The organism is Niabella sp. (assembly GCF_030150205.1).
Lineage (GTDB): Bacteria > Bacteroidota > Bacteroidia > Chitinophagales > Chitinophagaceae > Niabella.
On sequence record NZ_JASLGT010000033.1, the window covers coordinates 1 to 20479 of the forward strand.

The window sequence follows — 20479 nt, forward strand, 5'->3', positions numbered from 1 at the left end:
GCGATATCTGATAGACAATATACTATTAATGTTATTTAGCGTTCAGCCCGCTCTCACTCTCCTCTCACCTTTATTAAACTCAAAACTATTGGTAACTTTGATCTATATCTCAAAGAACTTTTTATAATCAAACATAGGAGCCATCAGATCAACTGATGGCTGATTTCGTTTACTTCTTTCCAATCCGGAACAACCTTCCCTTTTCTCCATCGGTGATGGCATATAAAGCACCGTCGGCACCCTGCGCTACATCGCGGAACCGCTGCTGCTGATCGGCCAACAAACGCTCCTCACCCACGACTTTATTATTTTCGATCACCAGCCGCACAATATGCATACCACTCAATGCCCCTATAAACAGGTTATTCTTCCATTCCGGTACCAGGTCTCCGCTATAAAAAATAGCTCCGCTGGGCGAAACTACCGGATCCCAGTAATAAACCGGTTGCTCCAGGCCCTCCTTCTGCGTAATGCCTTCTCCAACTTTTTTGCCGCTATATTCCCGTCCGTACGTAATCGTAGGCCAGCCGTAGTTTTTACCAGGCTCAATCCGGTTCACTTCGTCACCACCTTTGGGACCGAATTCATCCTCCCAAAGATCACCGGTTACCGGGTGTATGGCCAGTCCCTGTACATTACGGTGGCCATAAGACCAGATTTCCGGACGGGCGTCCGCCTCGTTAAATTTGGGATTACCGGGCGCCGGCTTACCGTCTTTGGTAATCCGTACTATTTTACCCAATGCCGAATTTAAATGCTGCGCCTGCGGACGGGATATGGTATCGGAGCGCTCGCCCGTACTCACAAAAAGATTTCCTTCCTTATCCCATACCAGCCGTCCTCCATAATGCAGTTTGCTGGGGAAAGCGGGCAGGGCCTGGTAAATGACGGTTGCACCTTCAACCGTTTTTTCATCTGCCGCCAATTTTCCCTTACCTACAGCTGTTAAGGTTCCGGGAGGAACATCCTGGGAAAAGGTAAAATAAATCGTACGGTTGGTTGTAAAATCCGGGTCAATGGCCACGTCCAGCAATCCGCCCTGTCCGTCACTGTTCACCGCGGGCAACCCGGTGATGGGTGCACTCAGTTGTCCATCGGCGGTGGCAATACGCAGGTCACCTTTTTTTTCTGTGATCAAAAAGCGGCCGTCGGGCAATGCCGTGATCCCCCAGGGATTTACCAATCCGTCCGAAAGCATTTTTACATCCAGCGGTGTTTGGGTATGTACGCCTTTTATACGGGTTTGCCCCTCAAACGCCGGTTTATAATCGCTGTTGGGCTTTTTCGTTTCTACAGGAGCTGCGGAAGAATCCGTATCTCCACCGGATTTTGCGCCATGTGATTGGTCACCATTACAGGCAATGAACAGGGAAGCTACCAGCACCCCTGTTAACAGTGGTTTAGCATGAAAATACATTGTTGGATCGTTTTAGAGAGTTTAAAAATAGCACAATTCCTATGAATTGGAGCGGTTTTGGTCACAAAATCAAGGCTGTGGCATCCGATGATATTGCCGCAGAGGCGCAGATTCCCCTGACCGCTAACGCCAAAATTTGCAGAGCACATGGCGCCCATCTGCGAATCAGTGGCATTTATAAATATAGCGTGCCTAACCGGCCCTTAAATATTTTATACCGCTGTGCTGCTAACAAAACAGCCGCAAAAGCGTTTTCATATAGAAAATATATTTCTTAAAAAAACGAAGCCTTTAAAAGCTTTTTACGACTTTTGCGGCTCGAAATCATTAATTACAGTTTGTTTTGAACAAAAAGGCAATATACGGTCTTCTCATTGCGATCATTTTACCGCTCACCTGCTATTTTATTATCAAGCATTACAGCGACCGGGCCGTGGTATTGCCCCAGCGTTATTTCCCCGATTCCATTAATTCCTCCCTCAGAGATGGTAAAAAGGTTTCGGATACGGTATGGCATCGCCTCAATGATTTTAAGCTGACCAACCAGTTGGGCGAAACGGTTACCCTGGATAAATACCGGGGTAAAATCATCGTTGCCGATTTTTTCTTTACACATTGTCCTACCATTTGTCCGCCGCTCACCTTAAACATGAAGCGGTTACAGGGCTCTATCACCAATTCGGAACGGGTAGGCGACCGTACCAATACCGACGTACAATTCATTTCCTTCAGCATTGATCCGGAGCGGGATTCTGTTCATCAGCTGAAGGCCTGGGCCGACCGGTTCCAGATCAATCCCCAGCAGTGGGATCTGCTGACGGGTGATAAAAAAACGATTTACGATCTGGCTCTGAAAGATATGCGGATCGGTTTGGTAGACGGCAAAGGCATCGATACCAGTTTTATTCATACCGACCATTTCGTACTGATCGATAGCAGTCGGGTGATCCGGGGGTTTTATCACGGCCTTGACAGCGCCTCCCTGGCAAAAATCTCCCGCGATATCGTACTGCTCACGCTTGAAAAAAACCCCAACGAAAAGAGTGCGCTCTCCGGCCAGTTCAATCTACTGTCCATCGTATTCCTCGTAGCAGCTGTATTAGTAGGCCTATTCCTGATCGTGTTTAAAAAGAAAAAAAATGTTGACCCCGTCGTGGACCAAAAATGATAAGAGGGCTAAGCTTCTTATTTATACCTTTTCCGTTATTGTATTTGCTGTTGTAGTAGCCCTGGGACGCGTTCAATTGAACATTCAGCCCGGTTTTGATGTACATATTTTTGCCCTGGTGAATGCCGTAATCAACTCCATTGTTGCCGTGCTGCTGGTAGTAGCGCTGTTTGCTGCAAAAAGCGGTAAATACCTGTTACATAAACGGCTGATGCTGGTGGCCATGGTCCTTTCCATCCTGTTCCTGATCAGTTATATTGCCCATCACCTGCTGGCGGGCGATACCAAATTCGGCGGCACCGGTACCATCCGCTTTATTTATTATTTCATTCTTGGTACGCATATACCACTCGCCGGCGTCATCCTGCCGTTTATTTTGTTTACGGCATACAGAGGATTGATTGGTGAATATCCCCGGCACCGGAAAATAGCCCGCATTACCTGGCCTATCTGGTTTTATGTGGCAATAACCGGTCCGATTATCTACATCCTGATCAGTCCTTATTATTAAGTTGTCCTCCCGTCTTATCTTTATATAAACGGATCAATCTCTGGCATTTTCCGGTACCGTTCCTACAATAACAATTAAAGTTCCCAAAGCCACTACTGCATTGAAGACTCCATTAGTCCGTTGAACACCATTATATAAAAATTATTTTTTATACTTTTTTTGTAGTATCTTTATAGGAGGAGCGTCTCTCTCAACAGCAAGCGCCGGATGAGGCTTTTATATACAACCTATGAAGAAGACAACATCTAACCAAAACAAGGACAAAAACATGTCCTTAAAGAAGCGGTTATTACCGGAACAGGCTTTACTTGCCGATCTCTCAAAGCTTATAGATCAAAGTCAGCACCAATTTGTGCAGCAGGCAAACAGTACCCTTACGATGCTTTTTTGGCATATTGGCAAGCGCATCAATGAAGAGATTCTCCAAAACAGGCGGGCTGGCTATGGCAAACAGATCGTGCCTGCACTAGCAACACAATTAAAAGCCCGCTACGGCCGCAATTTTGAAGAAAAAAACCTGCGCAGGATGCTGCAGTTTGCAGAACAATTCCCATCTGAGGAAATTGTCGTGACAGCGTCACGACAATTGAGCTGGTCGCATATCCTGGTATTGTTACCCCTGAAAGACCCGGAAGCAAAACGGTATTACGCCCGCATAGCCGCCAACAATGTATTGAGTGTAAGGGCATTGCGCCATCAAATAGCCACTAAGGAATATGAACGTACGACTATTGCCAATTTGCAGAACACCAGCAACCATCCGGCGCTTCAAAACAATTTCAAAGACCCTTACTTCCTGGATTTTCTTGGCCTTCAAAATACCTACCTGGAAAAAGATTTGGAAGCCGCTATTTTAAAAGAACTGGAAACCTTTATCCTTGAATTGGGAAGCGGTTTTGCTTTTATTGATCGCCGGAAAAGAATGATCATTGACGGGGAAGATTTTTACCTGGACCTCCTGTTTTATCACCGGGTTTTAAAAAGGCTGGTAGCCATAGAACTGAAGCTCGGGAAATTTGAAGCCAAACATAAAGGACAAATGGAGCTTTATCTCCGCTGGTTGGGTAAACACGAAAGGCAGGAAGGTGAGCTTCCCCCGGTTGGTCTGATTCTTTGCACGGAAAGCAGTCGTGAACAGATCGAATTGCTGGAAATGCATAAGGATGGTATTATGGTGGCGGAATACTGGACTGAGTTACCCCCTAAAAAAGAACTAGAAAAAAAGATACATCATATCCTTATAAATGCCCGCGAACGCATCGAAAATAACCGGTTGCTGGAATAATTAGTGTCTCGGCTGGATCCCCGATTTTATTTTATGATCATTTTCAGGTTTGCAAAAGCACCATCCGACTGATGCCCGGTCCAAAAACCGATGCGGCCTCCGCGCTGGTTGCTTAACCGTGTTACAACCAGGTCCGGTTCCGGATGATCATTTACAAATACACGCACTTTTATATGATCAATGACTACGCGCACATGAAACCATTCATCCGGTGCGGGAGGAGATTTGAGCGCCTGCTCATATTGATCCGGATGTTCGGCTCTGAGTTTTTTCCAGTCATTGTCCGGCAATGAAATATATTGAACGGAATGACTTCTGCGGACGGTATCGGCTGTCTGGAAATTAAACGGCCGGAAATAGATCACTTCCATCGTGCTGTCGTTTAGGCCATGAAAAGCAATGCCCACAAAGCTTTGCTGCAATACATCCCTGCCTTTTACATCAAATTCCAGTATACCATTCTCCAATTGATACCCGGTTAGCCAGGCCACTCCATAATTATCCCTGGCTTCTATATAAAGACCGCTCCTGTTTTTTGAATCCTTCAAAAGCGTTACATTCCGGTTAAATACTTCAAGTTTTTTCCCGGCAACTAATTTTCCCAGGTCGGGTCTTACTGTTTTTGCTGGTTGTCCCACGGAGCCCACAGCAAAAAATGCAAGCGGGATCAGTACCATTGTTTTTAGCATCATAACTGTTTATTGATTAAAATTTATTCCGGTATCGAAGACCCGTTTCACTTCCAACTTTCTATTTGCGTCCTTTCACCCTGTCTATGAAAATACCAGCGGGCATCTCATATCCCTCCGATATTGGAGAAAGATGCAGGTATCCTTTCTGCAGTCCATCCAGCCCCACCTCGTTTAATGTCACCGTAGCGGTCTTCCGGATATCATGCTCTTCAAAATTATTTTTATCGGTAGCGGCCAATCCGCCCTTATTCAGGTACACACCGGCATAATGCTTATTATTGGCAATAATAGAATGATTGAAAACATACGCAGGATCGGAGCCTTCGGGCCGCAGCCAGAAAAAATTGCAACCAGACACAATATTGCCCCGGAAGACAAACGGCGCAGTAAAAGGCCCAAACCAAACAGCCGCTTCATAAGCACCCACAATAATGGAATGGGTAACAGAGAAATCCCTGATGGCCTTAAACATCAGCAACGCATTTTTGCAGCCATAAAAAATACAATGGCTTACGTTGATACCGGCCCCATGCGCCCAAACAGCCCCTTGTATGGGCGCAGAGTTCCGTTCACCAATAAAATAGCATTGCGTAATATCCAGTCCGCTATAAATGGTATCTTCTCTTGTTACGGGATAGTAGTACCTGGTTTCAGGATTTGCATTCCCCAAAAACTTCAGACCTTTAATGATCACCCGGTCTGTTGCAGCAATAAAACCGGATGCATGCGGAAATTGTATCATTGAATTATTGGGGGATACCGACTGAATGACCGGCATTTTGGCGGGGGTCCATAACGGGTCATCCGGCAGCACCGATGCCTCGACCAGGTATACCGATCCCGGATGGCGGACGCTCTGTTGCCGGGTAAGTACGATTTTATCCTCCAGGGTATACAGGCCGGGCAGCAATCGAATCCGAACTGTATCAGCTCCATCATATTCCGCCGCAGCCGCCGCAGCTTTTTTCAAACTTTTAAAAGGCGCGGCCACACTTCCGCTGGCTCCATCGCCGCCCTTTAAGGGGTCCACAACAAAAACCTGTGCACGGGATAAATGGGCACATAGCAAAAACAGGATGCCAATCGCAATTATTCGTTTCATCATCAACTATTGAAATTGTATATTAATAAAAAGTACGCCGGTTATTTAATCGTGATCCCATCCATCGATTCCAGCCGGGCGATAATACCCCAGCCATAAAAATTATTGGCAATACCCATCAGCAGTTCATTGTTTCCGGCTTGCAATGGAAGCAAAAAGCTGGCATTCTCAATAGAAAGGCGTCCGTCCGGCTTCTTACGCAGTCCTTCCAGGTAAAGATTCTTATCTACATACACCATCTTTCCGTTCAGGAATACCCAAACCTCATCACTAAACCCAAGATCCATGATTTGCCGTTGCGCACCCTGCGCCGTTAGCACCACTTTCAGCCAGATCAATTGCCGGTTTAGAAATTGACCGCCGCCGAAGGACCGGGTCAGATTCACCAGGCCTCCCCGCTCGGCTGCCACCGGCCGCCATTGAATCGTACTATCCGGCAAATTTTTTATAGTAATGTCCCGGCCTGCGGCAAAATCAACCGGTGCACTAGCCATCCATTTCCGCAGGTAGCGGGGATCATTCAAGGTGATATCCATCCCCGCTTCAGGCGTTAGTTCCTCCGTATCTCCCTGCCTTATTTTCAAATTACTGATCGTTACTTTACCGTCGAAGGCGATGGTGCCTGTACCGGTATTTCCTTCCAATTGCGGAACCTGCAATGCCGGTTGTTGCATATCATTTACGTAGACCCGCATTTTTTTACCCGATATCACCAACTTTATATGATTGGACCGGGCCGGATACAGATCCGCAGCAGCCTGGTATTGCGGCAACAGGTCCCAGAGATTTACCCCCTTTAAAAAAGGGGCATACTGAACGGCATCCATGGCCACCGGGTTGCCGGCCCGCCCGCCGCGCAGATAAAAGCATTCGGTTTCCTGCAGATCCTGCATCCGGAAATATATACTGGCAAAGCCCCGCTCCTGCAATTGCACGTCATACTCAATTACCCCGTTGGTAAATGCCAGATCTTTTAACCGGATTAGTTTTCCGTTCTCCGCAATCTTCATCACCGCCTGTGCGCCCGTTCCGGAAAATGCCACCGCACCCGGTTCAAAAACCCAGTATTTGGGCTGAAGCAGATCCGTTAGTGACTTCATGCCATTTTTTTGACCAGATACACTCATTATAACACACAGGAAACAGAGCACCGATACCGCTTTTTTCATCGCTTTAAATTGTTTTATGTTAAAAAAGAGGGAGATATATTTACAAAATTTTATGCAGGGGAATCAGGCTCAAAATTGTTTCCCGTTTAATAAATTGTAAATTCATGGCCTGTTCAAGTTTGTTCAAGGCCGATCACGATTAAAAAATGACCGACAATCAACCGTTTTTGGAAAAATGCCGGAAACTCATCGAAGAAAAACTGGGTTGGGGCAATGCTGCTGAATGGCAGAACCAGGATTTTGAGAACCTGGGCGACCAAATTTTCGAGTCGACCGGGGTAGTTTTAAGCGCCAGTACCCTCAAACGCATCTGGGGAAAAGTACCGTATAACAGCAAGCCCAATTTAAGCACACTCGATGCACTGGCCCGTTTTGCAGGTTTTGCCAGCTGGCGGACGTTTACCGCTTCGGAAATTTTCCCCAAGCCAGCGTCCATAACACCCACCCCCTCTTTAAAGAAAAGGCGGCCCTTCAAGGTTGTTCTTTTTCTGCTGCTGCTCGCCGGAGCCTCACTTTTTATCGGTTCCATTTTTGTTCACAAGCCCGGCAGTCTGTTAACTTTTGAGCAGCTTCATTTTTCCAGCAAACCGGTTACCCTTGGAGTGCCCAACACGGTCATTTTTGAATATGATGCGACCCATTCCAATGCCGACAGCATTTTTATCCAGCAAAGCTGGGATCCTAAAAGAAGGTTCCGGGTTAACAAGAACCAGCATACGTACACCAGCACCTATTATATGCCGGGATTTTATAAAGCCAAATTGATTTTGAACGATTCGGTAGTAAAAGAACACGAGCTGATCATTGAATCCGGCGGATGGGTGGGTGCCATCCTGCGGGAACCGGCGCCTCTTTATGTAACGGACCGGCTGCAGCATGTTCCCGGTCAAACAGGGATCAACCAGCAGGACCTGAACGATCTGAACCTGGAACAGGATAAAAAAGCGCCCATATTTACACTGTCCAACGTAAGCCGGCAATTTGATATCAACAGCAATAACTTTCTTTTGAGCCTGGACCTGCAAAACACCTACATGGGAAACAATTCTCCCTGCCTTCATACCAATATTGTTGTACTCGGCACCGATGGTTATTTGCTCATTCCGCTTGGCAAACCGGGCTGTGCCGGTGAATTTAATATGATGTTGGGCGAAAAACCCATTGAAGGAAGGATCAATGACCTCTCTGCATTTGGCGTTGATTTTTCAAAGCCGGTGCCGCTGCAATGCGAAGTCCGCAACCAGCGCATTCACATAACGGTAAACGGTAAAGCAGCCTGGACCGACCGGTTCAAAAAAGACATTGGGAAGATCGTGGGAGTAGAGGTCAACTTCTTTGGTGCAGGCTTTATCCGGAACTTTCAATTAAAAGCGGCCGGATAGATTAAAAAGAACAGGGGTATTAGGCTATCTTCGCCCCATAAATTAATATTCATACAGAATGAACGTATTTGAAGTCCGGGGCGGAAACCGTTTAAAGGGGGAGATCCACCCGCAGGGTGCAAAAAATGAGGCGTTGCAGATCATTTGTGCCGTATTGTTGACGCCCGAAGCGGTAACGATCAAAAACATCCCGGACATCCTGGATGTAAACCTGCTGATCGAGCTGCTGGCGGAAATGAATGTGGAAGTAAACCGGGTTGACCGGAGTACCTGTGTCTTCCGGGCAAATGATGTTAATATTGATTACCTCCATAGCGAAGCCTTCCGTAAAAAAAGCGGTAAGCTGCGGGGGTCTGTAATGCTTGCCGGGGCCATGCTGGCGCGCTATAAAAAAGCCTTTATTCCAAAGCCGGGTGGTGATCAGATCGGCCGCCGCAGGCTGGATACCCATGTGATCGGTTTTGAAAAATTTGGGATCAATATCAATCATAATGAGGCAGATGGTTTTTTCCATTTATCGGCCCAGGAGCTGAAAGGCACTTATATGCTGCTGGATGAGCCTTCCGTAACCGGCACTGCGAATGTAGTGATGGCCGCTACGATGGCTACCGGTACCACCACGATCTATAATGCCGCCTGCGAACCTTACCTGCAACAGCTTTGTAAAATGCTCAATCGCATGGGAGCAAAGATCAGCGGTATCGGCAGCAACCTGCTTACCATTGAGGGAGTCGGTTATCTCTCCGGTACCGAACACGCGATCCTCCCGGATATGATCGAAATAGGTTCTTTTATCGGCCTGGCTGCTATGACCCAGAGTGATATCCTGATCAAAAATGTAAGCGTTCCAGACCTGGGTGTGATCCCCAACCGTTTTGAACAGCTGGGCATACAACTCGAGATCAAGGGAGACGATATCCATATCCCTTCACAGGAAAGTTATACCATACAAAAATATTTTGACGGTGGTGTGCTCACCATCTACGACCATCCCTGGCCGGGCTTTACACCAGACCTCCTGAGCATTGTGCTGGTAACAGCCATACAGGCACATGGCAGCGTACTCATTCATCAGAAAATGTTTGAAAGCCGCCTCTTCTTTGTAGACAAACTCATCGATATGGGGGCTCAGATCATTCTTTGTGATCCGCACCGCGCGGTAGTCATCGGACTGGGCCGCGAGCGGAAGCTACGGGGTATTACCATGAGCAGCCCCGACATCCGTGCCGGTGTGGCATTGTTAATTGCAGCACTCAGCGCCGAAGGAAAAAGTATTATCCAGAATATTGAGCAGATCGACCGGGGATACCAGCAGATCGACACCCGTTTGCAGGCCCTGGGAGCAGATATCAGAAGAGTTCAGAAATGAGCAATCAGCTATCAGATATCAGCCATCAGCCATCAGCCATCAGCAGTAATGCAGCGCCCATCGGTGTTTTTGATTCGGGTTATGGCGGATTAACCGTGCTCAGGGAACTTGTTACAGCACTGCCGCAGTATGATTATTTATACCTGGGCGACAATGCCCGTGCACCATATGGCAACCGTTCTTTTGAAACCGTATACGAATATACCCTGCAATGTGTACAGTGGTTCTTTGAGCAGGGTTGCAGCCTGGTGATCCTGGCCTGCAATACGGCTTCTGCCAAGGCCCTGCGCAGCATCCAGCAAAATGACCTGCCCCGCATAGCGCCGGATAAACGGGTATTGGGCGTCATCCGCCCCACTACCGAAGTGATCGGAGCCTATTCTGAAAACGGTGAGATCGGCATCCTGGCAACAAAGGGTACCGTCCATTCCGGTTCCTACCCCATTGAGATCCATAAATTCTTCCCCGGGGTACGGGTATACCAGGAAGCCTGCCCCATGTGGGTGCCCATTGTAGAGAATAATGAGATCGATACCGCCGGGGCTGATTTTTTTATAAAGAAGAACCTGCATGCCCTGTTTCAGAAGGGCCCGCAAATTGATGCCGTGTTGCTGGCCTGTACCCATTATCCGCTCTTAAAAGACAAGATACAGGAACACTTGCCCATTGATGTAAAACTGGTTTCGCAGGGAGCACTGGTAGCCAGCAGCCTGGCCGACTATCTCCACCGGCATCCGGAAATGGAGCAGCGTTGCAGCAAGAACGGGCAGCAACAATTTTTTACCACGGATTCCACCGAAGATTTTGACAACCATGGCACCCTGTTTTTTGGAGCCCCCGTCAGCAGTACCCAGGTGGTTTTATAAATAAAGGCACCAACGCCACCTGGTATATAGGGCGATTGTAATTTGCCCAATTTCAGTTAACTTCAGGAAACATTTTTTTACATTAAAACCGTATTGCGATGAAAAGAAGCCTTTTCCTGAAAACGATGGCAGCGGGTGCCGCTGGATTATATACGTCTAACCTGTTTGCAGCCGGCGCAAAGAAAAAATACATGGCCATGCAATTGTTCTCTGTAAGAGAAGCAGTGGCCAAAAACCTGGAAGGTACATTGGAAAAACTGGCCGGAATCGGCTATAATGAACTGGAGATTTATGGCTATGACGGAAGCTTCTTTGGTAAAACCCCGGCCGAATTCAGATCCATTTTAAAAAATACCGGTGTTAAAGTGGTAAGTTCGCACCACCTTACCGGGTTTCAGCTAAAATCGAAAGGAACATTAAAAAACGGATGGGAAAAGGCGGTAGAAGATTTACACGCAATTGGCGCCCGCTATATGGCCTGCGCCTATTTATTCCCCGAAGAAAGAACCAGCGAGGTATATGCAGCACTTCCGGACCTCCTTAATAAATCCGGGGAAAAAGCAGCAGTTGCCGGGATCGGATTTGCCTATCATAACCATGATTTTGAATTTGAAAAGTATAACGATACATTGGTATACGATTATTTAATTACCAATACGGCTCCCAAACTGGTCAATATGGAGCTGGATCTTTACTGGATCAGCAAGGCCGGGCACGACCCGGTGGCATATTTTAATAAGTACCCCGGCCGGTTCCCGCTCTGGCATGTAAAGGATATGGAAGCCGGAACAGGGGCCATTACGGAAGTGGGACATGGAACGATTGACTTTGACCGGATTTTTGCGGCACGAAAAACAGCCGGTCTGAAAAAGTGGTTTGTAGAACAGGATACCAGCAAGGGCGATATGTTTGAAAGCCTCAGATTCAGTCATGATTACCTGGAAAAGAAAAAATACATTTAAACCCGGTTGCGCCATTTTCCCGGTTTTTCCCTACCTTTGCCGTCCTTTCACAAACCAACGGGAGTGGTGTCCTGTGGTGGAAACTTGAAAACCAGCATGTTCTCCCATGCGCATTCAAAAAATAGTGAAAATTTAAAGATATTATGAAACGTACATTTCAACCCCATCGTCGTCGTCGTAAAACCGTTCATGGTTTTCGTAAACGTATGCAAACTGCTAACGGCCGTAAAGTGCTGGCAAGCCGTCGTGCAAAAGGACGTAAGAAATTAACAGTTTCCGACGAAAGGAAATTGAAGTAAGCGCTCACAACGCTTGAAAAGAATGGTAGCTCCGGTAACGGGGCTATTTTTTTTGATGGCCGTTATTGCGCAAACGATTGCCTCATTTTCGCCCCCGGCATCCTCAAAAATAGTTGTAAGTTCGGGAATGCTCAATTTCCTACATCGCTTGCCCGGGATCGCTCTTTGCAGCCTTTTTACTCTTTTTCTAACGGCACAACCCACCGCCAAACATAACCTGGAGTTTGACCACCTGGCTGCCCGCTGGGATGAAGCCATGCCGCTGGGCAATGGCATGTTGGGTGCGCTGGTGTGGCAAAAAAAGGACCGGCTCCGGCTATCGCTGGACCGTGCCGATCTTTGGGATGAGCGGAAAGCCCTGGATCTTTCAAAATTCAGTTTCCGATGGGTAGAAGAGCAGGTATTAAAAAAAGATTATAAACCCGTACAGCAATTGGGCGACTGGCCATATGACAATATGCCGTATCCTACCAAATTGCCCGCAGCCGCGTTGCAATTCAACCTGAAGGACCTGGGAACGGTGGTATCCAATACGCTCAATATTGCCACTGCTTTAAATACGGTAACCTTTCAATCCGGCACTGTATTCCGTTCCTATATACACGCCACCCGGCAGGCAGGATATTTTGAATTCGAAAACTTACCAGCGGCTGTCACCCGGCTGCTGATACCGGAACTGGAAATACACAATTATAATTCCGGAAAATCCGCCGCAGAAAATGACAACAGTCATTCAGGCGAAGGCCTGGAAAAACTAGGCTATCCCAAAGGAACCGTAACCACCGGAACAAACAGCATCCGTTATCATCAGCCCACGTATCAGCAGCATTATTTTGAAGTGTTGGTACACTGGACAAAAACCGAAAACCGGCTCACCGGGGCATGGACCATTTCCAATGACCAGGCGGCCGTATTGCCGGAATCCGGTTCAAAAGCAAACCAGCAAAGCCACCGGCAATGGTGGGCGCGCTTCTGGGGCCGGTCTACCGTGCAATTACCGGATGCCGCCATAGAAAAACAATATTACCTGGAGCTGTATAAACTGGGAGCCGTAAGTCGCAAAGGAGCACCTGCAATTACCCTGCAGGCGGTCTGGACCGCCGACAACGGCAGCCTGCCTCCATGGAAAGGCGATTTTCACAATGATTTAAATACCCAGCTCAGCTACTGGCCGGCTTATACAGGAAATCACCTCGAAGAGGCCGCTACATTTACCGATTGGCTTTGGAAGATCCGGGCAAAAAACCTGCAGTATACCCGGCAGTATTTTGAAGTAGACGGCTTAAATGTTCCGGGGGTGGTTACATTGAACGGCGATCCCATGGGCGGCTGGATCCAATATTCCTTATCACCCACGGTAGGCGCCTGGTGCGCCCAGCATTTTTACTGGCAATGGAAGTATTCGATGGATGATCAGTTCCTGAAAACCCGCGCCTATCCCTATATCCATGATGCGGCGGTTTACCTGGAAAAGATTACCCGGTTGCAGCAAGGCACCCGGAAACTCCCCCTCAGCTCCAGTCCGGAATACAACGATAATGCCATCACCGCCTGGTTCCGCAACTGGACCAACTATGACCTGGCGTTGGCAAAATTCCTGTTCACCGCAGCGGCGGAAACGGCAACAGCTATGCACCGGCCTTCGGAGGCCGGAAGATGGAAACAAACACTTGCTGAACTGCCCGCCTACAGCGTAAACGAAACCGGTTTAACCGTTGCCCCCGGCCAGGATATGGAATCTTCGCATCGCCATTTTTCACCTTATATGGCCATTTACCCGTTGGCCTTACTGGATGTGAATCGTCCGGGAGACAGGGCCATCGTAGAAAAATCGCTCCGCCACATCCAGGCCAAAGGCACCCGCGCCTGGTGCGGATATTCCTTTAGCTGGATGGCTTCTTTGTATGCGCGTGCTTATCAGGCAGACAGTGCGCTGCGGCAATTGCAGATCTTTGCCTCCAACTTTTGCTCATCCAATAGTTTCCATTTGAACGGCGATCAAAAAGGCGGGCAATATTCCGGCTTTACGTACCGCCCATTTACCCTGGAAGGCAATTTTGCCTTTGCGCAGGGGGTGCAGGAGTTGCTGCTGCAAAGCAGGCAGGGTTATGCAGCGGTTTTCCCGGCCATCCCAGCCAGCTGGAAAAACATCCGCTTCACCAACCTCCGTATCGAAGGGGCCTTTCTGGTAAGCGGTCAAATGGAAAACGGAACAGTCACCAGCATTAAAATTGTAGCGGAAAAAGGCGGGCGGGCACTGTTCAAACTTCCCTTTTCCAAATGCAGGATCCGCTCACAAAAAAATATGCAGTTAAAGGAAACCGGTAATGGCTTTGCGGAACTGGATGGCAAAGCCGGCGGAATGGTAGTGCTTGGCAGTGCAAATTAACGCTACCAGCTTGCGGAATACGATTATTGGGTCATCGCCGGCACTACTATCAGCTTTGCTTGCGTTGCACCCGTTGGCTTCAGCACTGCTATCAGCAATTTAAAGCCGGTCATTTTATGGGTAAGGAACGCTGTTCTGTATATATAGATGAATGCCGTTTCCCTAAAGCCGCGGATCACGCCCGGGATGTGACAAGTTGCGCTGATTATAAGCGGCACCTAATCTGCGGATCAGCGGCCTTAATTAAGTTGACAACAAAAAATTAAACCATCTTTTGGCAATTAACCCGGCAATTATAAAAATCACTTAAGGAAACAACATTGATATATAAACGACCGGTAGGCACTGAAACAATGCAGATCATCCTATTTTTGCATTTTATCCATTGCAACAAACAAAAACATACCCGTTTCCAAAAAACGCCCGGTTAAAAAGCCGTAAGAAATTACAGGAAGTTTTTAGCGGCGGCAAGCGTTTTCATTCCGGTTTTATAAAACTGCTGTACCTCGCCGGTCCGGCAGCATTGCCCGATGTAAAGTGCGGTGTGGGGGTCAGCAGCCGCTATTTTAAAAAAGCAGTGGACCGCAACCGCATCAAACGCTTGTTGCGGGAAGCCTACCGGTTGCAGCAGGCGCCCTTAAAACAAGCCGTCTTGCAAACCCAACGCCCGGTTTCGTTGTTTTTATTATTTACCGGGAAAGAGCTCCCGGATTATGAAGAAATTTATAAACAAACAGGTTCCTTATTACAAAAATTAGCAGGCAGGATCAATGAAATGGCTCCTTAAAATAGCAAGTCTGCCGTTTATCGTATTAATACGGTTTTACCAGTTGGTCATTTCCCCCTGGATGGGACCCAAATGCCGGTATACCCCCACCTGCAGTCACTATGCGCTGGAAGCATTTAAAAAATATGGCCCTTTCAAAGGGTTCTGGCTCTCTATAAAACGCATTTCCCGCTGTCATCCATGGGGTGGAAGCGGATATGATCCTGTTCCCTAGGACCAGGGCCGTTTCAGGTTCCAGGTTTAAAGCTTAAGGTTAGACAAAACCAGGAACCTCCCCCCCCCGCGGAACATCAAGTATAAAACGGATCTAACGTGAAACCATAAACCTGAAACTTTAAACCTGGAACAAAAATATGATCACCGGATTGGGCCTTGATGTAATAGAAACCGAACGCGTAGCCGAAAAGATCCAAAAGGAGCAGGGCTTCCGCGAACTGATTTTTTCTGCAGAAGAAATTGACTATTGCGAGCCTAAGGCGCACAAATATGAGCATTATGCCGCCCGTTTTGCAGCCAAGGAAGCATTCTTTAAAGCGCTGGGCACCGGCTGGGCAACAGGTACGGCTTTCAATGAAATTGTTATTTTGGGCGATCCGAACGGAAAACCGGTCCTCCGGTTAAAAGGCCAAACCGCGCACACCTTAAAACATTTGGATCTTGAAAAAGTAAGCGTATCCCTCAGCCATCTGAAAAATATCGCCGCCGCCGTGGTGATCATCGAAGCCTGACGGCCGGTTTGAAAAAAGCTTCTACCGCTTTCTGCTTATATTTACAGCACCAACCTAGTTACAGTGAAATTGATACCCCTATTGTGGTACCTTCTGATTAGTACAGCCTCTATTGCCCAGGGGCCGGATATTGCGCCTTATATAAAGGCCTGGAAAGTAGCTGATCGTACGCAAAGCTACCGTTCGCAGGTGTTTTTTGATTCATTGCTGATCCATAAAAACGACCCGGCATACAAAAAAAAATACCTGGGTCATATTGATCAATTGCGGCAATATATAAAAGCCCATCCTGACAGGCGACTGCAGGTGCGCCTGCTGATGTTTGAGATTATGGCGGCGCGGGAATATCATTATGAACAAAAATACTATACGGTTATTGACGAAGCTATAAAAATGGCATATCCCTTACAGGATGACCAGCTCAATGCCGAATTATACAGCATCCGTGCCGACCTGCCCCCTTCTGCGGAAACCCACCTGCTTTACAATTTAAAAGCCCTTGAAATACAGCGAAAGATCGGTTTTCAATATTTCCCTTATACCCAGAATCGCTTTTTTGGCGTAAGTTCATCGTTGTATGGACAGGGCGAATATGCAAAATCCATCACCTACGGCAGGGAATGCCTGAAGCTATGGGATATTGACACCACCCACCGGGATCCCCTGGTATACATTTTCCAGTGCGACCTCCTTGGTGCCTCCTATAAAAAACTAAATCGGTACGATAGCGCCCGCTGGTATTATAACGAGATCCTGCAGACGTTGAAACCAGATACGCATCCTTATATAGTACTACTTTGGGAAGGCATTGCCAAAGGAAACATCGGTCAAACATATACAGCAGAAGGTCGCTACGCGGAGGCCCGGCCCTTGCTTTCAGCCTATCTGCAAAGCAGCATTGAGGCGAAGGATTCGCTGAATATAGCCATGGCACACAATGCCTTTGCGTTATTTTACTTTCGTCAGAAGCAGTATGCACCGACACAGGCGGAAGCCCGGGCGGCCTGGAATATTGCCCTGCCTCAAAACCGATACCCCGAAATCATAGAAGCAGCCAGCCAGTTGAGCGCTGTTTACCGGCAAACCGGGCCAACCGACAGCGCCTTTTACTATTATGATATGTGGAACCGGTACAAGGAACTACAGCGTGAAGCCAATAAGAACAGTGCCTTTTCTGTTATCAAAGCCCAGATTGCCTTTGACAATCTGCAACATTCACTAACCCTCACACAAGCGGTTGCCAGCAGGGAAAAAAGTATACGCAATGCCGTGTTGGCGGGTATTGTGCTGCTTACCATTATCGTGCTCCTGTTGTATAACCGGAAACGGGCAAAGGAACAATACCGGCTGCGGGTGATGGCCCTGCGGCATGCCGCGGCTAAACGCGATATTGAAGAGGCGCGGGAACAAATCGACACATTTACACGCAATATTATTGAGAAAAACAATCTGATTGATTCCTTGCAACAGCAGCTGAATAGCCAGGAAACCGAGGCAGCCGTGCCGGAGCAGCTGCTTTCCTATTCCCTGCTAACAGAGGAAGACTGGGAAAAATTCAGGGACCAGTTCTCCAGGGCTTACCCCGCTTTTTTTGATAACCTGGCACGCCGGATGCAAAATCTTACCCCGGCCATGGAGCGGCTTGCTGCATTAATGTTCCTGAAACTGACCAACTATCAGATTGCCAACACCCTCGGCATCAGCAAAGACAGTGTAGCCCGCAGCAAACGCCGGTTGCGCACCGGCCTCAACCTTACCAATGACCAGTTGCTGGAAGATGAAATTTCGGTGCTGGGTGTCCGTTCCTGAGCTCATCCGTTCTGTCCGCTTTTTGTCCGCCACTAATCCGCCTCCATAATCCGGAATTCCTGTAATTTAGTAGCATCTTTATTTCTATATGAAACGCGGAAAGCATGTATATGTTACCCTCTTAATCATTCTTATAGCGCTTCTGCTGATATTGGCCGTCTGGGTCTATTTCGAGCGCAAAATCTACCCGTTCGATCCATAGAAAACTTTAAGGGGTCGCAATCAATAAAACAAAATGCTTAAAGACAATCGCCGATACGATTGTCTTTTCTTATGCCCCTAATCCAGCCAGCGGATCATATCACACCCCCGGAACCGCTGTCCGTACTTTGTCCGTGCCTTGTCCGGCTTTCGTCCTGCCCTGTTTTTGGTCCGGCTTTTTTCACAATGCACCTTTACAGCAGCAACAGTAGTCATCCCGCCGCCCCGGCGATGATAAACCAGAATTACCACACCTTAACAAACAATAGTTCACTATTTATACAAACGTTCAACAAATGAAAAAACGATACCTGCTTTCTTTTCTGTGCTGCGTCCTTTCCATATCCCTCCTGGAAGCCCAGGTATTATTTGTAAATGCCGCCGCTACCGGGGCCAATAATGGAAGCTCGTGGGCCAATGCCTACAAAAGCCTCAGCCTTGCGTTAAAAACGGCACAAACCAATCCATCTGTTACCGAGATATGGGTGGCCAAAGGCACTTACGCACCGGCAAGCACCAACAACCGCGATTCAAGTTTCTACATAAACCGGAACAACCTCAAACTTTACGGGGGCTTCGCCGGCAGCGAAACCAACCCCGGGCAACGCAATACGGCTGTAAACAGCACCATATTAGATGGCAGGAACATTGCCTATCATACGATGATCATTGAACTGGATACATTATCGGCCAATCCGCCGGCCATTGACAACACCACCCTCGTGGACGGGTTTACGTTTATTAACGGAAATGCCAACAAAGGAGGGGTTACCGGCAATTTTCATCCGCAATATGCCGGCGGTGCGCTTTTTATTTCCTGCAGCGGCGTATCTCAAAATATTACGCCGGCTATTCAGAACTGTACTTTTAAAAACAATTATGCGTTCCAGGGAGGCGGTGCCATTGCATATTATGGCATCAGCACCGCCTCCAATGCATTCAAAATTTTCAATTGTATGTTCCAGGAAAACCGCGCAAGCTACGCCGGCGGCGGTTTAAGCATCATGCAGCTGGATGCCGCTTACTATGAAGTTCCGGGCGTTTATAATGTAGCCCTTTCCCATTGTTCTTTTAAAGAAAATATCGTAGATAACGCATCGCAAAGCCAGGGTGCTGTCGGTGGGGGCGTTGATGCCCTTGGCGATGGGCAACTACGTATACTCAATACCGTGTTTGCCAACAATACCATCAACAAAGCAGGTACCCAGGCCATTTATAAAGGATCTGCCATCAGCCTCCGTACCGGCAACAGCAAACCTGCACCGGCCCTTACACTGGTAAACAGCCTGGTTTATTATTTGGGCGCAGAAAATTTTCCGGTCTTATACAATGCCGCGGGAACGGTGCATACCATTAACAGCACGCTTTTTAATGCACAGGGAGCGGCTTTATACATGAACGCGAACACCAGCAATACAATCGAGAACAGTATTCTCTGGACAGGGACCGCCAACACCGATGTAATGACGGCCGGCAATGGATCGCCCTCGGTCACATTCACTAATTCAATTTATACCGCCACTTACCCGCCATCCATTAACGTTACCGCCCAAAATGCGTCCAACAGTGATCCGTTGTTCAACAACCCGGCCGCAGGCAACTTTACGTTGCAGCCCACAAGCCCTGCGATCAATGCAGGCGACAATGCTCTTTACAATAACAATACGTATGGCAATGCAGACCTTGCCGGCTACAACCGCATTGCAAACAGCATTATTGACATGGGCGCCTATGAGACGAACAGCACCGTATTGCCCGTTGCCTTTGGTACCCTTTCAGCTCTGATACACAACCAGGCATTACAGGTAACCTGGACCACCGAAATCGAAACCAATAACGATCATTTTGAGATAGAAGCATCGGCAGATGGGCTGCATTTTAAAAAAATAGCGACCATCGCATCCCGGGCTCCCGGCGGGAACAGCAGCAACGCATTGGATTATGAATATAGTACCAATGCTGCAGCAGCCATGTCGGTACTGGGTTTGATGGGCGTTTCTTTTTTATGCCTGCTGTTTTCCCCCGTTAAAAGAAGATGGGCCTGGACGCTGGCCGTATTGGCCGCAGGTCTTATTTTTTACAGCTGTACAAAAAAAGAAACAGTCGCCGTTGATACGTCCGGTGCAAAATTCTATATCCGAATAGCACAGGTAGATAAGGATGGCAAAAAAACCTATAGCAAAGTGGTACAGGTAAGCAAAGAATAATCACCATGCAAAAAAAGATCATAGCACTTATTTACCAGGACTGATTACAGCGGCTGCTGCTTAAAAAACCAAACCGGCATTACGGTATCAGCATCTTTTTCGGATATATCTTATAAGGCCCTTGATTCTCTAAACT

At 47.7% G+C, this 20479-nt stretch carries 19 protein-coding genes; 15 read left to right on the plus strand and 4 right to left on the minus strand.

The features are described from left to right. Positions 1-169: 169 nt before the first annotated feature. Entirely contained in the window at positions 170-1417 is a 1248-nt protein-coding gene (locus Q1V85_RS23410) for a PQQ-dependent sugar dehydrogenase (protein WP_300604046.1), read from the minus strand. A gap of 41 nt (positions 1418-1458) precedes the next feature. Here Q1V85_RS23410 and Q1V85_RS23415 point away from each other — a divergent pair, with 41 nt between their 5' ends. From Q1V85_RS23415 to Q1V85_RS23430, 4 genes are all read left to right on the plus strand, one after another. Then, positions 1459-1695: a hypothetical protein gene (locus tag Q1V85_RS23415; protein ID WP_300604049.1), complete on the plus strand. Its 237-nt coding sequence runs from the start codon at positions 1459-1461 to the stop codon at positions 1693-1695. 65 nt (positions 1696-1760) lie between these two features. Then, complete coding sequence (locus Q1V85_RS23420; RefSeq protein ID WP_300604052.1) at positions 1761-2585, plus strand: SCO family protein; 825 nt, start codon at positions 1761-1763, stop codon at positions 2583-2585. Further along, entirely contained in the window at positions 2557-3096 is a 540-nt protein-coding gene (locus Q1V85_RS23425; RefSeq protein ID WP_300604054.1) for a DUF420 domain-containing protein, read from the plus strand. The genes Q1V85_RS23420 and Q1V85_RS23425 overlap by 29 nt, the downstream gene beginning before the upstream one ends. Positions 3097-3325: 229 nt before the next feature. After that, positions 3326-4381: a PDDEXK nuclease domain-containing protein gene (locus Q1V85_RS23430; RefSeq protein ID WP_300604057.1), complete on the plus strand. Its 1056-nt coding sequence runs from the start codon at positions 3326-3328 to the stop codon at positions 4379-4381. Between the two features lie 26 nt (positions 4382-4407). On the opposite strand, the gene Q1V85_RS23435 is transcribed toward Q1V85_RS23430, so the two are convergent. From Q1V85_RS23435 to Q1V85_RS23445, 3 genes are read right to left on the minus strand one after another with little or no spacing between them, the layout of a single operon-like run. Then, positions 4408-5073, minus strand: coding sequence for a hypothetical protein (locus tag Q1V85_RS23435; protein WP_300604059.1), 666 nt, complete (start codon positions 5071-5073; stop codon positions 4408-4410). A gap of 58 nt (positions 5074-5131) precedes the next feature. Continuing rightward, positions 5132-6178, minus strand: a complete 1047-nt coding sequence (locus Q1V85_RS23440; protein WP_300604062.1) for a hypothetical protein — start codon at positions 6176-6178, stop codon at positions 5132-5134. Between the two features lie 38 nt (positions 6179-6216). Further along, complete coding sequence (locus Q1V85_RS23445; RefSeq protein WP_300604065.1) at positions 6217-7275, minus strand: hypothetical protein; 1059 nt, start codon at positions 7273-7275, stop codon at positions 6217-6219. A gap of 215 nt (positions 7276-7490) precedes the next feature. Between Q1V85_RS23445 and Q1V85_RS23450 the strand changes: the two genes are divergently transcribed. The 11 genes from Q1V85_RS23450 to Q1V85_RS23500 all read left to right on the plus strand — a co-directional run bounded on the left by Q1V85_RS23450 (position 7491) and on the right by Q1V85_RS23500 (position 20343). Further along, entirely contained in the window at positions 7491-8726 is a 1236-nt protein-coding gene (locus Q1V85_RS23450; protein WP_300604067.1) for a hypothetical protein, read from the plus strand. Between the two features lie 58 nt (positions 8727-8784). Next, positions 8785-10095, plus strand: a complete 1311-nt coding sequence (gene murA / locus Q1V85_RS23455; RefSeq protein WP_300604070.1) for a UDP-N-acetylglucosamine 1-carboxyvinyltransferase — start codon at positions 8785-8787, stop codon at positions 10093-10095. Continuing rightward, positions 10092-10961 carry a glutamate racemase gene (gene murI, locus Q1V85_RS23460; RefSeq protein WP_300604073.1) on the plus strand — a complete coding sequence of 290 codons (870 nt, stop codon included), beginning with the start codon at positions 10092-10094 and terminating at the stop codon, positions 10959-10961. The genes murA and murI overlap by 4 nt, the downstream gene beginning before the upstream one ends. A gap of 98 nt (positions 10962-11059) precedes the next feature. Next, on the plus strand, positions 11060-11923 hold the full coding sequence (locus Q1V85_RS23465) for a sugar phosphate isomerase/epimerase (protein ID WP_300604076.1): 864 nt from the start codon (positions 11060-11062) through the stop codon (positions 11921-11923). A 143-nt stretch (positions 11924-12066) separates the two neighbouring features. Then, the gene (rpmH, locus tag Q1V85_RS23470) at positions 12067-12222 is read left to right on the plus strand and encodes a 50S ribosomal protein L34 (RefSeq protein ID WP_026309617.1); all 156 of its coding nucleotides are present in this window, start codon (positions 12067-12069) and stop codon (positions 12220-12222) included. Positions 12223-12244: 22 nt separating this feature from the next. Continuing rightward, a complete protein-coding gene (locus Q1V85_RS23475; RefSeq protein ID WP_300604086.1) occupies positions 12245-14611 on the plus strand; it encodes a glycoside hydrolase family 95-like protein in 2367 nt (788 codons plus the stop codon). A 385-nt stretch (positions 14612-14996) separates the two neighbouring features. Continuing rightward, positions 14997-15398, plus strand: a complete 402-nt coding sequence (rnpA, locus tag Q1V85_RS23480; RefSeq protein ID WP_300604089.1) for a ribonuclease P protein component — start codon at positions 14997-14999, stop codon at positions 15396-15398. Continuing rightward, positions 15382-15612, plus strand: coding sequence for a membrane protein insertion efficiency factor YidD (gene yidD, locus Q1V85_RS23485; RefSeq protein ID WP_300604092.1), 231 nt, complete (start codon positions 15382-15384; stop codon positions 15610-15612). Before rnpA ends, yidD begins: the two co-directional genes overlap by 17 nt. Positions 15613-15751: 139 nt before the next feature. Further along, positions 15752-16126 carry a holo-ACP synthase gene (gene acpS / locus Q1V85_RS23490; RefSeq protein WP_300604094.1) on the plus strand — a complete coding sequence of 125 codons (375 nt, stop codon included), beginning with the start codon at positions 15752-15754 and terminating at the stop codon, positions 16124-16126. Positions 16127-16189: 63 nt separating this feature from the next. After that, positions 16190-17935, plus strand: a complete 1746-nt coding sequence (locus Q1V85_RS23495) for a hypothetical protein (RefSeq protein WP_300604097.1) — start codon at positions 16190-16192, stop codon at positions 17933-17935. A gap of 497 nt (positions 17936-18432) precedes the next feature. Continuing rightward, positions 18433-20343 carry a DUF5123 domain-containing protein gene (locus tag Q1V85_RS23500; protein ID WP_300604100.1) on the plus strand — a complete coding sequence of 637 codons (1911 nt, stop codon included), beginning with the start codon at positions 18433-18435 and terminating at the stop codon, positions 20341-20343. Positions 20344-20479: the final 136 nt, after the last annotated feature.

Bases quoted from the DNA above. Each gene is read 5' to 3' on its own strand.
- Q1V85_RS23410 (WP_300604046.1), bottom strand. From the start codon at position 1,417: ATGTATTTTCATGCTAAACCACTGTTAACAGGGGTGCTGGTAGCTTCC.
- Q1V85_RS23430 (WP_300604057.1), top strand. From the start codon at position 3,326: ATGAAGAAGACAACATCTAACCAAAACAAGGACAAAAACATGTCCTTA.
- murI (WP_300604073.1), top strand. From the start codon at position 10,092: ATGAGCAATCAGCTATCAGATATCAGCCATCAGCCATCAGCCATCAGC.
- rpmH (WP_026309617.1), top strand. From the start codon at position 12,067: ATGAAACGTACATTTCAACCCCATCGTCGTCGTCGTAAAACCGTTCAT.
- yidD (WP_300604092.1), top strand. From the start codon at position 15,382: ATGAAATGGCTCCTTAAAATAGCAAGTCTGCCGTTTATCGTATTAATA.
- murA (WP_300604070.1), top strand. From the start codon at position 8,785: ATGAACGTATTTGAAGTCCGGGGCGGAAACCGTTTAAAGGGGGAGATC.
- acpS (WP_300604094.1), top strand. From the start codon at position 15,752: ATGATCACCGGATTGGGCCTTGATGTAATAGAAACCGAACGCGTAGCC.
- Q1V85_RS23425 (WP_300604054.1), top strand. From the start codon at position 2,557: ATGTTGACCCCGTCGTGGACCAAAAATGATAAGAGGGCTAAGCTTCTT.
- Q1V85_RS23415 (WP_300604049.1), top strand. From the start codon at position 1,459: ATGAATTGGAGCGGTTTTGGTCACAAAATCAAGGCTGTGGCATCCGAT.
- Q1V85_RS23500 (WP_300604100.1), top strand. From the start codon at position 18,433: ATGAAAAAACGATACCTGCTTTCTTTTCTGTGCTGCGTCCTTTCCATA.
- Q1V85_RS23435 (WP_300604059.1), bottom strand. From the start codon at position 5,073: ATGATGCTAAAAACAATGGTACTGATCCCGCTTGCATTTTTTGCTGTG.
- Q1V85_RS23440 (WP_300604062.1), bottom strand. From the start codon at position 6,178: ATGATGAAACGAATAATTGCGATTGGCATCCTGTTTTTGCTATGTGCC.
- Q1V85_RS23475 (WP_300604086.1), top strand. From the start codon at position 12,245: ATGGTAGCTCCGGTAACGGGGCTATTTTTTTTGATGGCCGTTATTGCG.
- Q1V85_RS23445 (WP_300604065.1), bottom strand. From the start codon at position 7,275: ATGAAGTCACTAACGGATCTGCTTCAGCCCAAATACTGGGTTTTTGAA.
- Q1V85_RS23450 (WP_300604067.1), top strand. From the start codon at position 7,491: ATGACCGACAATCAACCGTTTTTGGAAAAATGCCGGAAACTCATCGAA.
- Q1V85_RS23465 (WP_300604076.1), top strand. From the start codon at position 11,060: ATGAAAAGAAGCCTTTTCCTGAAAACGATGGCAGCGGGTGCCGCTGGA.